This window comes from Aureimonas pseudogalii (genome assembly GCF_014196835.1).
Taxonomy (GTDB): Bacteria; Pseudomonadota; Alphaproteobacteria; order Rhizobiales; family Rhizobiaceae; genus Aureimonas; species Aureimonas pseudogalii.
Window position 1 is genome coordinate 279,026 of sequence record NZ_JACIEK010000001.1, and the last position, 16,081, is coordinate 295,106.

The 16,081-nt window shown below is 69.3% G+C and carries 15 protein-coding genes; 9 read left to right on the plus strand and 6 right to left on the minus strand.

Annotated features, from left to right (window positions below):
- Positions 1–32: 32 nt before the first annotated feature.
- Complete coding sequence (locus GGR04_RS01405; RefSeq protein ID WP_183197116.1) at positions 33–2,660, plus strand: hybrid sensor histidine kinase/response regulator; 2,628 nt, start codon at positions 33–35, stop codon at positions 2,658–2,660.
- A 26-nt stretch (positions 2,661–2,686) separates the two neighbouring features.
- Here GGR04_RS01405 and GGR04_RS01410 read toward each other — a convergent pair whose 3' ends face one another.
- Positions 2,687–3,472, minus strand: coding sequence for a hypothetical protein (locus GGR04_RS01410; protein WP_183197118.1), 786 nt, complete (start codon positions 3,470–3,472; stop codon positions 2,687–2,689).
- Between the two features lie 234 nt (positions 3,473–3,706).
- Here GGR04_RS01410 and argB point away from each other — a divergent pair, with 234 nt between their 5' ends.
- The 4 genes from argB to GGR04_RS01430 all read left to right on the plus strand — a co-directional run bounded on the left by argB (position 3,707) and on the right by GGR04_RS01430 (position 8,082).
- Complete coding sequence (gene argB, locus GGR04_RS01415) at positions 3,707–4,591, plus strand: acetylglutamate kinase (protein WP_183197120.1); 885 nt, start codon at positions 3,707–3,709, stop codon at positions 4,589–4,591.
- 104 nt (positions 4,592–4,695) lie between these two features.
- Positions 4,696–5,982, plus strand: coding sequence for an MFS transporter (locus GGR04_RS01420; RefSeq protein ID WP_376769818.1), 1,287 nt, complete (start codon positions 4,696–4,698; stop codon positions 5,980–5,982).
- A 113-nt stretch (positions 5,983–6,095) separates the two neighbouring features.
- Positions 6,096–7,286 (plus strand): OprO/OprP family phosphate-selective porin, encoded by a 1,191-nt coding sequence (locus GGR04_RS01425; protein ID WP_183197123.1) that lies wholly within the window; start codon positions 6,096–6,098, stop codon positions 7,284–7,286.
- A gap of 70 nt (positions 7,287–7,356) precedes the next feature.
- Positions 7,357–8,082 carry a pyrimidine 5'-nucleotidase gene (locus tag GGR04_RS01430; RefSeq protein ID WP_183197125.1) on the plus strand — a complete coding sequence of 242 codons (726 nt, stop codon included), beginning with the start codon at positions 7,357–7,359 and terminating at the stop codon, positions 8,080–8,082.
- A gap of 11 nt (positions 8,083–8,093) precedes the next feature.
- Here GGR04_RS01430 and GGR04_RS01435 read toward each other — a convergent pair whose 3' ends face one another.
- Together GGR04_RS01435 and GGR04_RS01440 are read right to left on the minus strand one after the other, a co-directional pair.
- A complete protein-coding gene (locus GGR04_RS01435) occupies positions 8,094–8,414 on the minus strand; it encodes a hypothetical protein (RefSeq protein WP_183197128.1) in 321 nt (106 codons plus the stop codon).
- Between the two features lie 66 nt (positions 8,415–8,480).
- A complete protein-coding gene (locus GGR04_RS01440) occupies positions 8,481–9,359 on the minus strand; it encodes an LOG family protein (protein WP_376769819.1) in 879 nt (292 codons plus the stop codon).
- A 100-nt stretch (positions 9,360–9,459) separates the two neighbouring features.
- On the opposite strand from GGR04_RS01440, the gene dapD reads away from it, so the two are divergent.
- Both dapD and GGR04_RS01450 read left to right on the plus strand, forming a co-directional pair.
- A complete protein-coding gene (gene dapD / locus GGR04_RS01445; RefSeq protein WP_183197132.1) occupies positions 9,460–10,314 on the plus strand; it encodes a 2,3,4,5-tetrahydropyridine-2,6-dicarboxylate N-succinyltransferase in 855 nt (284 codons plus the stop codon).
- Positions 10,315–10,414: 100 nt separating this feature from the next.
- Positions 10,415–10,903 (plus strand): DUF805 domain-containing protein, encoded by a 489-nt coding sequence (locus GGR04_RS01450; protein WP_183197134.1) that lies wholly within the window; start codon positions 10,415–10,417, stop codon positions 10,901–10,903.
- A gap of 70 nt (positions 10,904–10,973) precedes the next feature.
- Here the strand turns inward: GGR04_RS01450 and GGR04_RS01455 are convergent, their stop codons facing one another.
- Complete coding sequence (locus GGR04_RS01455) at positions 10,974–12,386, minus strand: lytic transglycosylase domain-containing protein (RefSeq protein WP_183197136.1); 1,413 nt, start codon at positions 12,384–12,386, stop codon at positions 10,974–10,976.
- Positions 12,387–12,596: 210 nt separating this feature from the next.
- Here GGR04_RS01455 and dapE point away from each other — a divergent pair, with 210 nt between their 5' ends.
- Both dapE and GGR04_RS01465 read left to right on the plus strand, forming a co-directional pair.
- Positions 12,597–13,778, plus strand: coding sequence for a succinyl-diaminopimelate desuccinylase (gene dapE, locus GGR04_RS01460; protein WP_183197138.1), 1,182 nt, complete (start codon positions 12,597–12,599; stop codon positions 13,776–13,778).
- Positions 13,779–13,782: 4 nt separating this feature from the next.
- Positions 13,783–14,373 (plus strand): hypothetical protein, encoded by a 591-nt coding sequence (locus GGR04_RS01465; protein WP_183197140.1) that lies wholly within the window; start codon positions 13,783–13,785, stop codon positions 14,371–14,373.
- 6 nt (positions 14,374–14,379) lie between these two features.
- Here GGR04_RS01465 and truA read toward each other — a convergent pair whose 3' ends face one another.
- Positions 14,380–15,132, minus strand: a complete 753-nt coding sequence (gene truA, locus GGR04_RS01470) for a tRNA pseudouridine(38-40) synthase TruA (RefSeq protein WP_183197142.1) — start codon at positions 15,130–15,132, stop codon at positions 14,380–14,382.
- A gap of 4 nt (positions 15,133–15,136) precedes the next feature.
- The gene (gene fmt, locus GGR04_RS01475) at positions 15,137–16,078 is read right to left on the minus strand and encodes a methionyl-tRNA formyltransferase (RefSeq protein ID WP_183197145.1); all 942 of its coding nucleotides are present in this window, start codon (positions 16,076–16,078) and stop codon (positions 15,137–15,139) included.
- Positions 16,079–16,081: the final 3 nt, after the last annotated feature.

The following is a 16,081-nucleotide window of genomic DNA, read 5'->3' on the forward strand; positions in this document are numbered from 1 at the left end:
GGGACCGAAGTCGTCGCGGGGGAAGCAGGATCATGTCGCAGTCGGTCGAGGCGGGCGTTTTCGTCGGCGCCGGTGAGACGCGGGCGCTGCTGGCGTCCGTCGACTGGGCGAGCACGCCGCTCGGGTCCCGCGAGAGCTGGCCGGCGGGGCTTCGCATCGTCGTGGATTCGGTGATCGACTCGCCCGTTCCCAAGGTGCTGATGTGGGGGCGCGACCCCGTCATGCTCTACAACGACGGCTATATCGACATTGCCGGCGGCAACCATCCCCGCGCCTTCGGAGCCTCCGTGCGCGAGATCTGGCCCGAGATCTGGGACTGGAACCGCCGCATCGTCGAAGCCGGGCTCGAGGGCCAGACCCAGGCCTTCCGCAACCAGCAGATGGTTCTCCACCGCAACGGTGCGGCCGAGACGGTATTCTTCGATCTCTTCTACACCCCGATCCACGACGAGGGCGGCGCGGTCGGCGGCGTGCTCTGCACCGTCATCGAGAACACCGAGCAGGTGCTCGCCGAGCAGCAGCTGTTCCGTGCCAACGAGCGCTTCCGCGCCGCGGTCGAGATCGTCCACGCCACGATCTGGACCAACGGCGCGGACGGGCGCATGGGACCGGACCAGCCGGGCTGGGGCCGCCTCACCGGCCAGTCGCCGGCCGAATATGAGGGTTTCGGCTGGGCGGACGCGGTGCATCCCGACGACGCCCCCGGCACGGTGACGGCATGGAACGAGGCGGTCGCCGACCGCCGCCTCTTCGTGCACGAGCATCGCCTGCGCCGGGCCGACGGTAGCTGGGGCTGGTTCGCCATCCGCGCCACCCCGACGCTGGACGAGAACGGCGCCATCCGCGAGTGGGTCGGCGTCCACACCGACATCACCGAAACGCGCCTTCACGAGGAGCGCCTGCGCGAGCACGCGGCGATGCTGGAGCGGCAGGTTCGCCACCGCGAGCGCGCCGAGGAGCAGCTTCGCCAGCTGAACGAGACGCTGGAAAACCGCGTCGTCGCCGCGATCGAGGAGCGCCGCCGCGCCGAGGCGGCGCTCGCGCAGTCGCAGAAGCTCGAGACCGTCGGCAAGCTGACCGGGGGCGTCGCGCACGACTTCAACAACCTGCTGCAGGTCGTCTCCGGCAACCTGCAGCTTCTCGCCAAGGACATCGCCGGCAACGAGCGGGCCGAACGACGCGTGCAGAACGCGATGGCCGGCGTCTCGCGCGGCTCCAAGCTCGCCGCCCAGTTGCTGGCCTTCGGTCGCCGGCAGGCGCTGGAGCCCAAGGTCGTCAACGTCACGCGCTTCGTGCGCGGCATGGACGACATGCTGCGCCGGGCGATCGGCGAGCGCGTCGAGATCGAGACCGTGGTCTCCGGCGGCTTGTGGAACACGTTCATCGACCCCGGCCAGATCGAGAACGCGCTCCTCAACCTCGCGATCAACGCGCGCGACGCGATGGACGGCCAGGGCAAGCTGACGATCGAACTCGGCAACGCCTCGCTCGACGACGACTACGCCCGCACCCATGCCGAGGTGACGCCCGGCCAGTACGTGATGCTGGCGGTGAGCGACACCGGCTCGGGCATGTCGCCGGCGATCATCGAGCGCGTGTTCGAGCCCTTCTTCTCGACCAAGGCCGAGGGCAAGGGCTCGGGCCTCGGCCTCTCCATGGTCTACGGCTTCGTGAAGCAGTCGGGCGGCCACGTGAAGATCTATTCCGAGGTCGGCCACGGCACCACGATCAAGCTCTACCTGCCGCGCGCGGTGGAGGCCGAGGACGTCGAGGTCGCCGTCGACACCGGCCCGATCTCCGGAGGCACCGAGACGGTGCTCGTGGTCGAGGACGACCACGAGGTGCGGGCGACGGTGGTGGAGATGCTCTCCGATCTCGGCTACCGCGTGCTCAAGGCGGTGGACGCGCAGTCGGCGCTGAACGTCGTCGAGAGCGGCATCGCGATCGACCTTCTGTTTACCGACGTGGTGATGCCGGGCACGCTGAAGAGCCCGGAACTGGCCCGCAAGACCCGCGAGCGCCTGCCTCAGGTCGCGGTGCTCTTCACCTCCGGCTACACCGAGAATTCGATCGTGCACGGCGGGCGCCTCGACGCCGGCGTGCAGCTTCTCTCCAAGCCCTACACGCGCGAGGCGCTGGCACGGAAAGTGCGCCACGTCCTCGCCAACCAGGCACAGGCCAACCGCAGCCAACGCGGGCACGGCGCGCCGTCGCTGGTGCCGGCCGACCCGCAAGGGCTCGTCGCGGCCCCGGCCGGCGCTGCGATGCCGGAGCGCCCCGCGCCGCGCAATGCTACGGTGCTGCTCGTCGAGGACGACGCCCTGATCCGCTTCAACACATCGGACATGCTCAAGGATCTCGGTCATGTGGTGGTCGAGGCCGGTCGCGCGGAAGATGCACTCATGGCGATCCAGACCGTGCCGTTCGACGTGCTGGTGACCGACGTCAACCTGCCCGGCATGTCCGGCCCGGAACTCGCGCGGCAGGCGCTCGAATTGAAGCCCGGCGTCGGCGTGGTCTTCGCCACCGGCGATCGTCACGTCGAAGGCTTCGACACCGCTGCCGGTGCCAACGTCGCGCTGCTGCCCAAGCCCTACGGCCCGGACGAGCTGGACGCGGCGATCAAGTCGGTGCTGGCACGCGCCAAGGTCGACGCCTGAGCGGGGTTCTGGGCGCCGCGCGCGCCTCAGAACTTGAACCAGAGCGCCGACAGGAGCCCGTCCTCGCGCAGCGCGTTTCGCCCGGCCACCGTGGTGAAGCCGCCGAGCTGGACCGAGATGCGCGGCGTCACGTCGTAGACGCCGCTCAGCTGCACCTTGTGATAGTCGTAAGGGGCCAGGCTCTCGGCTGAGCCTGCGGACACCACGCTGAAGACCTGCGCCAGCGCCAGAAGCCGCGGGGTCGCGCGGATGCCGAGCGTCGTGTCGACGCGGATCTCGTCCGGCCGGTCGCCGGCCCGCGCCCGGTAGGCCAGCTCGACATTGGCGAAGCTCGGACGCTCGCGCAGCGTGAAGCCGTATCCCCCGAGCAGCCGCGCCTCGTACTCGGCCTCCAGCAAACCGGCCTGCACGGGATCGACGAGATCCTGAACCTCGGCCAGCCGCAGATTGGCTTCTGCCGACGCCACGAACCCGCCGCGCTGCAAGAACCGGTATCGCCCGCCGATCTCGGAGAAGCCGAGGCCGGTGCGGCGCTCGGGATCGCCGCCCTCCTGGCGCACGTCCCGCACCTCGGTTCGCACGCGCGCGGTGAAGCGGTCGGAGATCCCGTACTCCGCGAGGCCCTGGATCTCGACCTTGCGAAACCCGGCGACGGCTTGCGTCTTGCGCTCGGCCGCGAAGCCCTTGTCGGCGCGCGACGCGAACCCGGTGACGATCACCAGGCCCTTGCCCTTCTCCAGCGTCCAGGCGCCCGCCAGGGCCTGCGACGGCGCGGCGGCCGAGAGGGCGATGAGCGCCAACGACGCGGACAAGCCCGCGACCCGGGTTCGACCTTTCCTGATCCGCATCGACGTCACCGCTTCCCTTCCCGCCGGTGCGGACATCGCACCTGACGTAGCGTCACACGCAGCACGTAAAATTTGAGCTAAACCTCCGCCTCTGGCGTGTGGTGCGGACGGTCGGCGATCTTTCTCACGGGCAGATGCTTCTTTCTGCCGGGCGCTCGCGCTAAACCGCGCGCACTCTCCTTCACGCCGGGATGCGCCATGAACGACAACGCGGAAATGCAGGCGAGCCTTCTCGCCGAGGCCCTGCCCTTCATGCAGGCCTACGAGCACAAGACGGTGGTCGTGAAATATGGCGGCCATGCCATGGGCGACCCGGCGCTCGGAAAGGCCTTCGCGCGCGACATCGCGCTGCTCAAGCAGTCGGGCATCAACCCGATCGTGGTGCATGGCGGCGGCCCGCAGATCGGCCGCATGCTCGAGAAGATGGGCATCGAGAGCCGCTTCGAACACGGGCTTCGCGTCACCGACCAGCGCACGGTCGAGATCGTCGAGATGGTTCTGGCCGGTTCCATCAACAAGGAGATCGTCGCCCTCATCAACGCCGAGGGCGAATGGGCGATCGGCCTCTGCGGCAAGGACGGCAACATGGTCTTCGCCGAGAAGGCGACGAAGACCGTGATCGATCCCGACAGCAACATCGAGCGCGTGCTCGATCTCGGCTTCGTCGGCGAGCCCGTCGAGGTCGATCGCACGCTGCTCGACCTCCTCGCCCGCTCGGAAATGATCCCGGTGATCGCCCCCGTCGCGCCCGGCCGCGACGGCGCGACCTACAACATCAACGCCGACACGTTCGCCGGCGCCATCGCCGGCGCCGTGCAGGCGGCGCGGCTTCTTTTCCTCACCGACGTGCCCGGCGTTCTCGATGCCAATGGCCAGCTCATCAAGGAGCTGTCGGTGGCGCAGGCCCGCGCCCTCATCGCCGACGGCACGATCTCGGGCGGCATGATCCCGAAGGTCGAAACCTGCATCGAGGCGCTCGACCGGGGCGTCGCAGGCGTCGTGATCCTCAACGGCAAGGTGTTGCATGCCGTGCTGCTCGAACTCCTGACCGAGCACGGCGCGGGCACGCTTCTCGTTCCCTGACGGAGCAAGCGGCATCGCACGGGTTGATCGACAGTGTACCTTGCGTTACTGCGCATGGGCGTACCCCAGGGTACGCTCATGCGCCAGAAGGGTTTCCCGTGTCCATCGCCTCCTCGCCTCCCGCCGCCGCCGTCAACTCGAAGGGCCGCGTCCTCTTTGCCAGCCTCATCGGCACGACGATCGAGTTCTTCGACTTCTACATCTACGCGACGGCCGCGGTTCTGGTGTTTCCGCACCTGTTCTTTCCCAGCGCCGAGCCGACGACGGCGATGCTGCAGTCCTTCGCGACCTTCGCCATCGCCTTCTTCGCCCGGCCGATCGGCGCGGCGATCTTCGGCCATTACGGCGACCGGATCGGGCGCAAGGCGACGCTCGTCGCGGCCCTGATGACGATGGGCCTCTCCACCGTCGCCATCGGCCTGCTGCCGACCTATGAGAGCGCAGGCGTCGTCGCGCCGATGCTGCTGGCGCTCTGCCGGCTCGGCCAGGGCCTCGGGCTCGGCGGCGAGTGGGGCGGTGCGGTGCTGCTCGCCACCGAAAACGCCCCGCCCGGCAAGCGCGCCTGGTACGGCATGTTTCCGCAGCTCGGCGCGCCCATCGGCTTCATCTGCGCCACCGGCTCCTTCCTCATCCTCTCCGACGTCCTGACCGACGAGCAGTTCTTCGCCTTCGGCTGGCGCCTGCCCTTCGTCGCCTCGGCGCTCCTCGTCTTCGTCGGCCTCTACGTGCGGCTGAAGATCCACGAAACGCCCGCCTTCCAGAAGGCGATCGAGCGCCACGAGCGCGTCGAGGTGCCGATCGTCGAGATCTTCGCGCGGCACAAGGCCCACCTTCTCGCCGGCACGTTCGGCGCGATGGCGACCTTCGTGCTGTTCTACCTGATGACGACCTTCGTCCTCTCCTGGGGCACCGGCCCGCTCGGCTTCGCGCGCTCGACCTTCCTGCCCATCCAGATGCTCGGCGTCGTGTTCTTCGGCCTCGCCATCCCCGTCTCGGCTGTCCTGGCCGACCGCTATGGCTCGCGCGCCATGCTGCTGGCCGCGACGCTCGGCATCGCGCTCTTCGGCTTCCTCTTCCACCCGCTCTTCGGTGCGGGCACGACGGGCAGCGTCGTCGCCTTCCAGATCGTCGGCTTCGCGCTGATGGGCCTGACCTACGGCCCGCTCGGCACGGCGCTCTCGGAGCTGTTTCCGACGAAGGTGCGCTACACCGGCGCCTCGCTCACCTTCAATCTCGGCGGCATCGTGGGCGCTTCGCTCGCGCCCTACATCGCGACGCGCCTCGCCACCGACCATGGCCTCGCGGCGGTCGGATACTACCTGTCGGCCGCCGCATTGATCACACTCGTGGCCTTGGCGCTGTCGCCGCGCTCGAAGGCCGGCGCCGACTAGGCGAGAGCCACGCGGCACCGCCGAAAGGCGCGGCGGGTGTGGCGGCCGCGCACTGGCATGTGACGGGCGCGGATGGGACGAACCGGCCACCGCTCATGGACAGGAGGTTCCCCGTGACCCGCACCGCCCTCGCGATCTCGGCTCTCGTCGTCGGCTTCCTGCCTGGCATGGCTAGGGCGCAGGTTGCATCCGACACATCGCTTGCCGAGCGCCTGGAGACCGCACCTGAGATCGGCGACGACGCGCGCTTCGTGCGCTTCTCGCCCTTCGTGCAGTTCGACGGCGGCTGGGCCTCCTCCTCGCCGGACGATCTCGTCGCGCAGGCCGACCGGCGCAACGGCGAGGTGCGGCGGGGCCGGCTCTACGTCGATTTCGGCTTCGATCAGATCGGCGGCCGGCTGACCGTCGACTTCGCCAATCTCGAGACGGACCCGGTCACCTACGCCTATCTGAACTATGAAGTCGGCGATGCGCTGACGGTGCAGGCGGGCTACCAGGACGTCACCTTCTCGATGCAGCAGCTGATGGGCAGCCGGTCCGCCACCTTCGCCGAGGACGGGCAGAACGCCGGGCTGCAGCTGACCGACGCCGTGGGCGTTGCGGCGCTCGCCGGCGGCGAACGCTGGAGCTTCAACGGCGGCGTCTTCGGCGGCGACATCAATCGCCAGCCCTTCGACGACGGCGTGACGGTGGCCGGGCGCGGAACCTATGCCCCCTATCTCGACGGTGACGACGCCGTGCATCTCGGCCTCGGCCTTGCCGGCGGCTTCGACCGGCAGGAGACACTCTCCTTCTCCGGCGACGCGGGCACCAGTCTCGTCGCCGCCTCGCCGGTCTCGACCGGCGATTTCGAGGGCCCAGGCAAGCTCCTCTCGGTCAATCTCGAGGCCGCCGCGACGCTCGGGCGTCTCACGCTGCAGAGCGAATACACCGTGAGCCGCGTCGAATCGCGCGCCGGCGGCGAGGCGACGCTCGGGGGCGGCTACCTCTCCGCGCTCGTGTTCCTCACCGACGATCATCGACAATACGAGGCGAAGTCCGGCCAGTTCGAGCGGGTGAAGCCGGCGCAGTCGGTGACGAAGGGCGGCATCGGCGCCTTCGAGATCGGCGCCCGTCTCGACCATCTCGACCTCTCCGACGCCGAGGACGGCGGCACGCAGCTTTCCGGCACGGCGATCCTCAACTGGTATCCGACCGACGTCCTGCGCTTCACCACGAGCCACACGTATACGCAAGTGACCGAGGGCCCGGACGACGGCGACGAGGTGAACGCGACGCTGCTGCGGGCGGCGATCATCTACTGAGCGCCGAAGCCGCACGCCGTCGCAGCGATTGGCGATTGACGGGACGCGTTGCGCCATGTCGAAAGGAGCGATGAACGACAGCACCACCATCCTTCGGACCGTCGAGGCCGACCCGACGCATTTCGCCGACGTGCGGACCTGGGTCTTCGACCTCGACAACACGCTCTACCCGCGCAAGACCGATCTCTTCTCGCAGATCGACGGGCGGATGACCGCCTTCGTCTCGGAGCTGCTCCAAGTGCCGCGCGAGGAGGCGAAGACCCTCCAGAAGGACCTCTATCGCCAGTACGGCACGACGCTGCGCGGGCTGATGGAAGTGCATCGGATCGAGCCCGACGCCTTCCTCTCCTACGTCCACGACATCGACTATTCGTGGCTGGCGCCCGACCCCGCGCTCGGTGAGGAGATCGCGGCGCTGCCGGGGCGCAAGTTCATCTTCACCAACGGCGATCGCGGCCATGCCGAGCGGACCGCGCGCCAGCTCGGCATCTTCGAGCATTTCGAGGACGTGTTCGACATCGTCGCCGCCGGCCTCGTGCCCAAGCCCGCCGCCGAGACCTACGACAAGTTCATGGGCCTCCACCGGATCGACACGGCCCATGCCGTGATGTTCGAGGATCTCGCGCGCAATCTCGAAGTGCCGAAAGCGCTGGGGATGAAGACCGTGCTCGTGGTGCCCGAAAACTTCGAGACGACGCTCGGCGACGTCTGGGAGCACGAGGGCCGCGACGCCGCCCATATCGACTTCATCACCGACGACCTGACACGCTTCCTCAAGAGCATCCGCGCCGTCTGAGGCTGCGAACCTCAGGACCCGAGACGCGAGCGGCCCGGCTGCGCCAGAGACTGGCGTTCGGCCTCGCGGCGGTCCTCCGGCGTGCGAGCAGTCCTCGCATCGCTCTCGTCCGACGAGACGGCGCGCCGGTTGGCTTCGAACACGACGTCCATCTGATCGCGCCCGTCCGCGACGTTCCCTGCCTTGGCGCGCTCGCGCTCGGTCTGGCTCACAGCGTCGACATCGTTCGGTCGAAGCGCTGCCTTCGCCGTCTCGTCCGTTTCGATCGTTTCCGGCGCGTCCTCGTTCTGCTGCGTACGCATCATCTTCGGATCGGTGTCGAGGTCGCCCATCGCGTTCTCCTTCGCCTTCTTCATTGCCACCCGTGCCAACGAGCCGCAGACGAGCCCGTTCCCGGTCTAAAAGCCGTAGAAGCCGCGGATGATCGCCCAGCCCTCTTCCGCCGTGTCGGCGAAGCGGAAGAGCTGGAGGTCGTCCGGTGCGATCGTGCCCTCCTGCGCCAGGAACTCGAAATCGACGACCCGGCGCCAGAAGGCCTCGCCGAACAGCACCACGGGCATGCGCGCCATGCGCCCCGTCTGCATCAGCGTCAGCGCCTCGAACAGCTCGTCCAGCGTGCCGAAGCCGCCGGGAAAAGCCACCATCGCCTTGGCGCGCATCAGGAAATGCATCTTGCGCATGGCGAAGTAGTGGAAGTTGAAGCAGAGCTCGGGCGTCACGTAGGGGTTGGGCGCCTGCTCGTGCGGCAGGGTGATGTTGAGCGCGATCGAGACGCCGCCGACATCCGCCGCGCCGCGGTTTCCCGCCTCCATCACACCGGGCCCGCCGCCGGTGACGATCACGAACTCCTTGCCGCCCGAACTGTTGGCCGAGTGCTGCGAGGCGAGCGCGGCGAAACGGCGGGCCTCCTCGTAGTAGCGGCTGTTGGCAACGAGGCGCTCCGCCTGCCCCTCGTTGCGCGCCGCCCAGGCCGGCTTGCCGGGCTCGGGGATGCGCGCGCCGCCGAACAGCACCACGGTCGAGAGGATGCCGGCCTCGCGCAGCGCCATGTCGGTCTTCAGGAGTTCCAGCTGCAGCCGCACGCCGCGCAGCGGCTCGGAGGCGAGGAAGTCCTCGTCGTCGTAGGCGAGCCGATAGGTCGGCGAGAGCGTCTGCGGGGTCTGGGGCTTGGCCTTCTGCTGCGCGCGGTCGGTGCCGGAATCGGGGAATGGCGTGAAGCCGCCGCCTTCGGTTTCGCGGCCCGTCGCGGGCAGGTCGTCGGCCATGTCGTCGGCCATGTCGTCGTCGGTCATCGCCGGGTTTCCTTCGATTGATTGTTGGAGGGCCTTCTACTAGGAGAACGAACCACTTCCAAACCCCTTCCGGAGATCCCGACCGATGACCGATGGCACGCATGCCGGCCTCGAACGCACCATCGAAGCCGCCTTCGAGGCCCGTGACGGCATCGACGCTTCGACGAAGGGCGAGGTGCGCGAGGCCGTGGACGCCGCGCTCGAGCTTCTCGACGCCGGCGAGGCCAAGGTCGCGACGCGCGGCGAAGACGGCGCCTGGACGGTGCACCAGTGGCTGAAGAAGGCGGTGCTCCTGTCGTTCCGGCTCAACGACATGGAGATCGTCGAGGGCGGACCCGGCGGCGCGGTGTGGTGGGACAAGGTGCCCTCGAAATTCGCGGGCTGGGGCGAGAACCGTTTCCGCGACGCGGGCTTCCGGGCCGTGCCCGGCGCAATCGTGCGCCGCTCTGCCCATATCGGCCGCAACGCCATCCTGATGCCCTCCTTCGTCAATCTCGGCGCCTCCGTCGGCGAGGGCACGATGGTGGACACCTGGGCGACGGTGGGATCCTGCGCACAGATCGGCCGCAACGTGCATCTGTCCGGGGGCGTCGGCATCGGCGGCGTGCTGGAGCCGCTGCAGGCCGGCCCGACCATCATCGAGGACAACTGCTTCATCGGCGCCCGATCGGAGGTCGTGGAAGGCTGCATCGTGCGCGAGGGCGCGGTGCTCGGCATGGGCGTCTTCATCGGCCAGTCCACCAAGATCGTCGACCGCGAGACCGGATCGATCACCTATGGCGAGGTGCCGCCCTATTCCGTGGTGGTCGCGGGCTCGCTTCCGGCCAAGCCGATGGGCAACGGCGAACCCGGCCCCGCCCTCTACTGCGCGGTGATCGTCAAGCGCGTGGACGAGCGCACGCGCTCCAAGACGAGCATCAACGAGCTGCTGCGCGCCTGATACCGGCAGAGGAGCCGCCACGCCCGGCACACAACCTGGGCATCGTTGTGCAAACCCGTATCAGTCGTACGCTGCAGGGAATGCACGACGGGCGCCCCTCATGTCGAACGTATCGATCCGCGAGCTTTTCTTTTCCTGGCACGGCACGATCGGACGCGGGTCCTGGTGGCTCGGCGTCTGTGCCCTCGTCGGCGGCACCATCGTCGGTCTGATCGCGCTCGGCGTCCTTCTTCTCTGGATCGCTCCGATTGGTCCCGTGGCGGTGAAGACGTTCACCACGGCAAACGGCCTCCAAGCAGAGAACCGCACATCCGTTGCGATGAACGTGGCGGGCGCGATCTGGCTTCTTGCGGCGGTCGTCTGCTTCATGATGCTGTCGGCCAAGCGGCTTCGGGATGCTCGCATTTCGCCGGCCCTTCTGGCTCTCGTGCCGTTGCCGATCCTGCTGGTCGTCGGGCTGCCTCTGATCCGCGAGCCGTCGCCCGGAGGAGACGCGCTGGCGATCCTTCTGGTCGCGCTGGCATGCTATGGGCCGCTGTGGGTCGTTCTCGGCTTCAAGCCGAGCGCAGCACGCGATCCCCTGATCTGATCGACGTTGCCGGCACGAAAAAGCCGGGACGAAGCCCGGCCTTTTCCAAACTCGATCCGCTTTAACGCCGTCAGTTGAAGCCGAGACCACCGGCCGGCGCAGTGGTCGCCGGCGTCGAGGCGTCGAAAGCGCCGCCGAACCGGTCGATGTCGGGCTGCGGCACGGCGGCCGCCGACGGGCGCACCACCCGGCCGCCGACCATGCGGCCGACGGGGATGCCGCCGTTCGCGGCGGCAGCCGGCCGCGAGCTGTTGTCGGCGACGCGCACCGGGTTCACGGCCGGAACCGGCACGGTCTTGGGAAGCCCGACCGCGGCGGCCGCGCCCGAAGCGGGCGCCTGCGAGGTCATCGCCGTCGCGGCAGGCGATGCCGACTGGGGTGCCGCGGCCACGGCATTCGTCGCGGCGACGCGCGCGAGCACGGGCTTGGCGGCGACGGTGCGCTCGATGATCCCCGCGCGTACGGTCGGCTCGACCGCGGCGATGAGCGTCGAATCCGACGACATGGCCGGGCTCTTGCGCGAGCGGATCGCCGCCATGTGGCGCTTGACGTTGGAGCAGTAGACGCTGGCCGACTTCGACATCGTGGTCGTGCGGTGGCCGCCCTTGTACTTCATGGCGGTCTGGCAGACGTCGCCGCCGCCCTGCTCCCAGGCGCCCTTCAGGTAGCGCATGCCGTAGCGAAGGTTGGTCTCGGGGTCGAGCAGCGCCTCGGTGGGCCCGGAGAAGCCGAGCCCACGCGCGGTGGCCGGCTTGATCTGCGAGAGGCCGTAGACGCCGGAGCCGCGCGCGCGCGGATTGTAGTGGCTCTCGACGCGCACCACGGCATAGGCCAGTTCGCGCGGGATCTCGTTGTCGTCGGCGGCCTGGGCGATCAGGCGGTCGATCTTCGGGTCGCCCGTGATCGTGTCGCCAACGGCCTGCGCGACGGTCTTCACGGTCTGCACGGAGACGTTGGCCACCGCCACCGCGCCGGCGCCGACACGCGAGGCGCCGGCGACGACGCTGTCCTTCGCGGCGACCGCGCCGTCCTTCGCCGCGGAGACCGTGTTCGTCGCCACGGTCTTGGCGGCCGCCGCACCGGCGACGGCGCGGGTCGTCAGGGTGGCGGACGAAGCGTCGCGAGCGGTCTCGGCGGACGAGGCCTTGGCGGCGGCGACGACGACGCGTCCACCACGAGCGGTCTCTGCTCCACTCGTCGTCGCGGCGGCGACGGGACGACCCGAAGGAACCGTGACGCGGGAGGGGCCGTTGTCGGCCAGCGAAATCTTCGTGATCTCGGGCCGGGCGGTGCTGGTGGACGAAGCGGAACTCGAGGCGGTCTCGGCGGCCGGCGCAAGGTTGGCCGTTCCCGTGAGTTTGTCCCCGTCGGAGACGCAGGCCGACAATGTCAGCGGAGCAAGAAGGGCGAAAGCCGCCACCGAAGCCAGACGGCTGGAACGCTTGAAGACGCTCCGATCTCCCTCAGCCCGCTGTATCGTCATGCAGAGTCCCCAAGGCCGTTTCCCATGCAGAACGAACTTGGCCTCGAAACCGGCCAAAACGTGGCGGCCCTCGGGCAGAAGTTACGATCCGTTCACGAAGGTTAGCGCAATGTTGCCAAAAGACACCACCCCCATCCCGTCAGAAAGTCGGCTCGGAGCCAGTTTCACCGCCGCGTGACGGCCTCTGCCGCATCGGATATGCAGGCCGGCATGACCGCGCTCGCCCTCGACCCCGTCGCCAATCTCGTCGCGCTTCTGCGCTGTCCGTCCGTGACGCCGCAGGAGGCCGGCGCCCTCGACGCCCTGCAGGCGCTGGTCGAACCGCTCGGCTTTTCGGTCGAGCGCCCGGTGTTCCGCGAGCCGGGAACTGCGGATGTGGAAAACCTCCTCGCCAGCTTTGGAAGCGGCCCTGCGCACCTGTGTTTCGCCGGCCACACCGACGTCGTGCCGCCGGGGCGCGACGCCGACTGGACGCACGGTCCCTTCGACGGTGTGATCGACGGGGGCGAGATCCACGGCCGCGGTGCCGTGGACATGAAGGGCGGCATCGCCTGCTTCGTCGCGGCGGTGGCGCGGCTCGTCGCGCGCGGGGCCATGCCGGCCGGCCGCATCTCGCTGCTGATCACCGGCGACGAGGAAGGACCGGCGGTCAACGGCACCGTCAAGCTGCTGGCCCATGCCGAGGCGCGGGGCGAGCGCTTCGACGCCTGCCTCGTCGGCGAGCCGACCAATCCCGAGCGGCTCGGTGACATGATCAAGATCGGGCGCCGCGGCTCGCTCTCGGGCATCCTCACGCTCAACGGCCGGCAGGGCCACGTCGCCTATCCCCACCTCGCCGACAATCCTCTCCGCCGGCTCCCGGCGGTGCTCGAGGCGCTGCAAGCGACGCCGCTCGACGCGGGCACGCCGGACTTCCAGCCCTCGAACCTCGAGATCACCTCGGTCGATGTCGGCAATGGCGCGACGAACGTCATCCCGGCGCGGGTGTCGGTGGCCTTCAACGTGCGCTTCAACGACCGCTGGACGGCAGCCGCGCTGCGCGCCGAGCTGCTGCGGCGGATCGAAGCGGCGCTCGCCTCGGCGGGCGCGCCGGGAAGCGCCGAGATCGCGTGGCGCGAGCCGGTGTCCGACGTCTTCCGCACCGCGCCGGGCCCGCTGACGGCCGAATTGGCGGGCGCGGTCGAGGCGGTGACGGGGCGAGTTCCCGAACTCTCCACCTCCGGCGGCACGTCCGACGCCCGTTTCATCAAGAACCATTGTCCGGTCGTCGAATTCGGGCTTGTCGGCAAGACCATGCATATGGCCAATGAGCGGGTCGCCCTGTCCGACCTCGAAACGCTGACGGCCATCTATGAAACCTTCATTGCCCGCTGGTTCGCCGCCCAGTCCTGACTTCATGCCCTCGCTGCCCGAGATCGCCCGCTACTTCACAGGCGCGGCGCGGCTGATGAGGGGGCACCGCGACGGTCTCGACCGGCTCGACCTTTCGGCCGATGGATTCTGGCGCTCGTTTGCCGCCCTCGTGGTGGCGCTGCCGCCGACGATGCTCTCCTGGCTCGAGTTCGAGCGGGTCGAGCGCGCCGGGCTTCACGCCGGCCGGAGCGAGATGGCGACCTATTCGGCCCACGCCCTCGCCGACCTGACGGCGTGGCTGCTGCCGATCCTCGTCATGACCGTGGCGGCGCGCCGTCTCGGCCTGTCGAAGAAGATCGTCGCCTTCGTGGTGGCGACGAACTGGGGCGGCGCCCTGCTGACCTGGCTCTTCGCGCCCTATTTCCTGCTTCTCATGGCGGTCGGCCCGAGCGAGGCGATGCAGCTCGTTGGGCTGCTGATCTCGATCGCCTCGATCGTGCTGACGGTCCGTCTGATCGCCGCCGCCACGGCGATCGACATCCCTCTGTCCATCGCGATCACCACGATGATGGTGATGGCGACGCTCCTCTCCTATGCAGCGGTGTCGGATCTCTTCCAGGTGCCGCTGGCCTGACGGGCGTCACGCCGCGTCGTAGTCGATCCGCGCGAGGTAGAGCCCGTCCGGCGGCGCCACCGGGCCGCAGCGCTTGCGATCGCCCGATGCCAAGGCCGCCGCGAGGTCGTCGGCGCTCCAGCGCCCCTCGCCCACCAGCTTCAACGAGCCCGCGAAGGAGCGGATCTGGTTGTGCAGGAAGGATCGCGCGGAGGCGTGGATGTGGATCTCGTCGCCGGGCCCCCTGATCACGTCGAGCCGCTCCAGCGTGCGGATCGAGCTTTTCGCCTGACAGTTGACCGAGCGAAAGGCGTTGAAGTCGTGCGTGCCGAGGAGGCGCTTGGCGGCCCGATCCATCGCCTCGACGTCGAGCCCCTTCCAGACCCACCAGACATGGCCCTTCAGGACGGTGGGCGGCGGCCGGCGGTTGAGGATGCGGTAGAGATAGTGCCGCTGGCGGGCCGAGAAGCGAGCATCGAAGCTGTCGGGCACGATCTCGGCGGCGAGCACGGCGACGCCGCCTTCCTCGCGCAGATAGGCGTTGAGCGCGTCGCGCACCGTATCGGTCGGCCACGCCTTGGCGATGTCGACATGCGCCACCTGGCCGGTGGCATGGACGCCCGCGTCTGTGCGCCCTGCCCCGAAGAGGGTCACGTCGTCGCCGCAGAAGGATTTCAGCGCGGTCTCGACGGTCTCCTGCACGGAGATGCCGTTCTTCTGGCGCTGCCAGCCGACATAGGCGGCGCCGTCGTATTCGAGCGTGAGGCGGTAGCGCGGCATGCGCTCAGCCGAGCCGCGTGCCGGCCGGCACGCTCGTGCCGCGCAGGAACTCCGCCGCCTCGGCCGGCCGGCCGCCGGCCTTCTGAACGCTCAGGAGCCGCACCGCCCCCTCGCCGGCGGCAACAAGGAGCGAGCCGTCGAGTGCGGTGCCCGGCTCGCCGTCGCCCGGCTCCGCCACCGCCCGCAGCAGCTTCAGCCGCTCGCCCGCAAGGCTCGTCCAGCCGCCGGGAAAGGGCGAGAAGGCGTTGATGCGGCGTGCGATCTCGCCCGCCGTCCGGGTCCAGTCCACCGCGGCCTCGCCCTTCTCGATCTTGCGGGCATAGGCGAGCTCGCGCCCGGTGCGCGCGGCGATCGCGTCCTGCGGCTCGAAGGCGAGCGTTCCCGCTTCCAGCTGTGCGAGCGCCTCCACCATCAGCTCGGCCGAGGCGAGCGACAGCCGGTCGTGGAGTTCGCCCGCGGTCTCGGACGGGCCGATGCCCAGTTCGCACGTCAGCGCCACCGGCCCCGTGTCGAGCCCGGCTTCCATGCGCATCACCATCATGCCGGTGACGGCGTCGCCTGCCTCGATCGCGCGCTGGATGGGCGCGGCCCCGCGCCAGCGCGGCAGCAGCGAGCCATGGCCGTTGAGCGCACCGAGGCGCGGCGCGGCCAGAATGTCGGGCGGCAGCAGGAGCCCGTAGGCGACGACCACCGCGACGTCGGCACCCAGCGCGGCGAAGGCCGCCTGCTCGGCCTCGCCCTTCAGCGAGACGGGCGTGCGCACCGGGATGCCCAGCCGCTCGGCCTCCCCCGCCACCGGCGACGGCACGGCGTTCAGCCCGCGGCGCCCGGCGGGCCGGGGAGGCTGCGAATAGACGGCGGCGATGCGATGGCCGGCCTCTGACAGCGCGCGCAGCGTCGGCACCGAGAAGTCCGGCGTTCCCATGAAGACGAGGGTCAGCGGCATCGG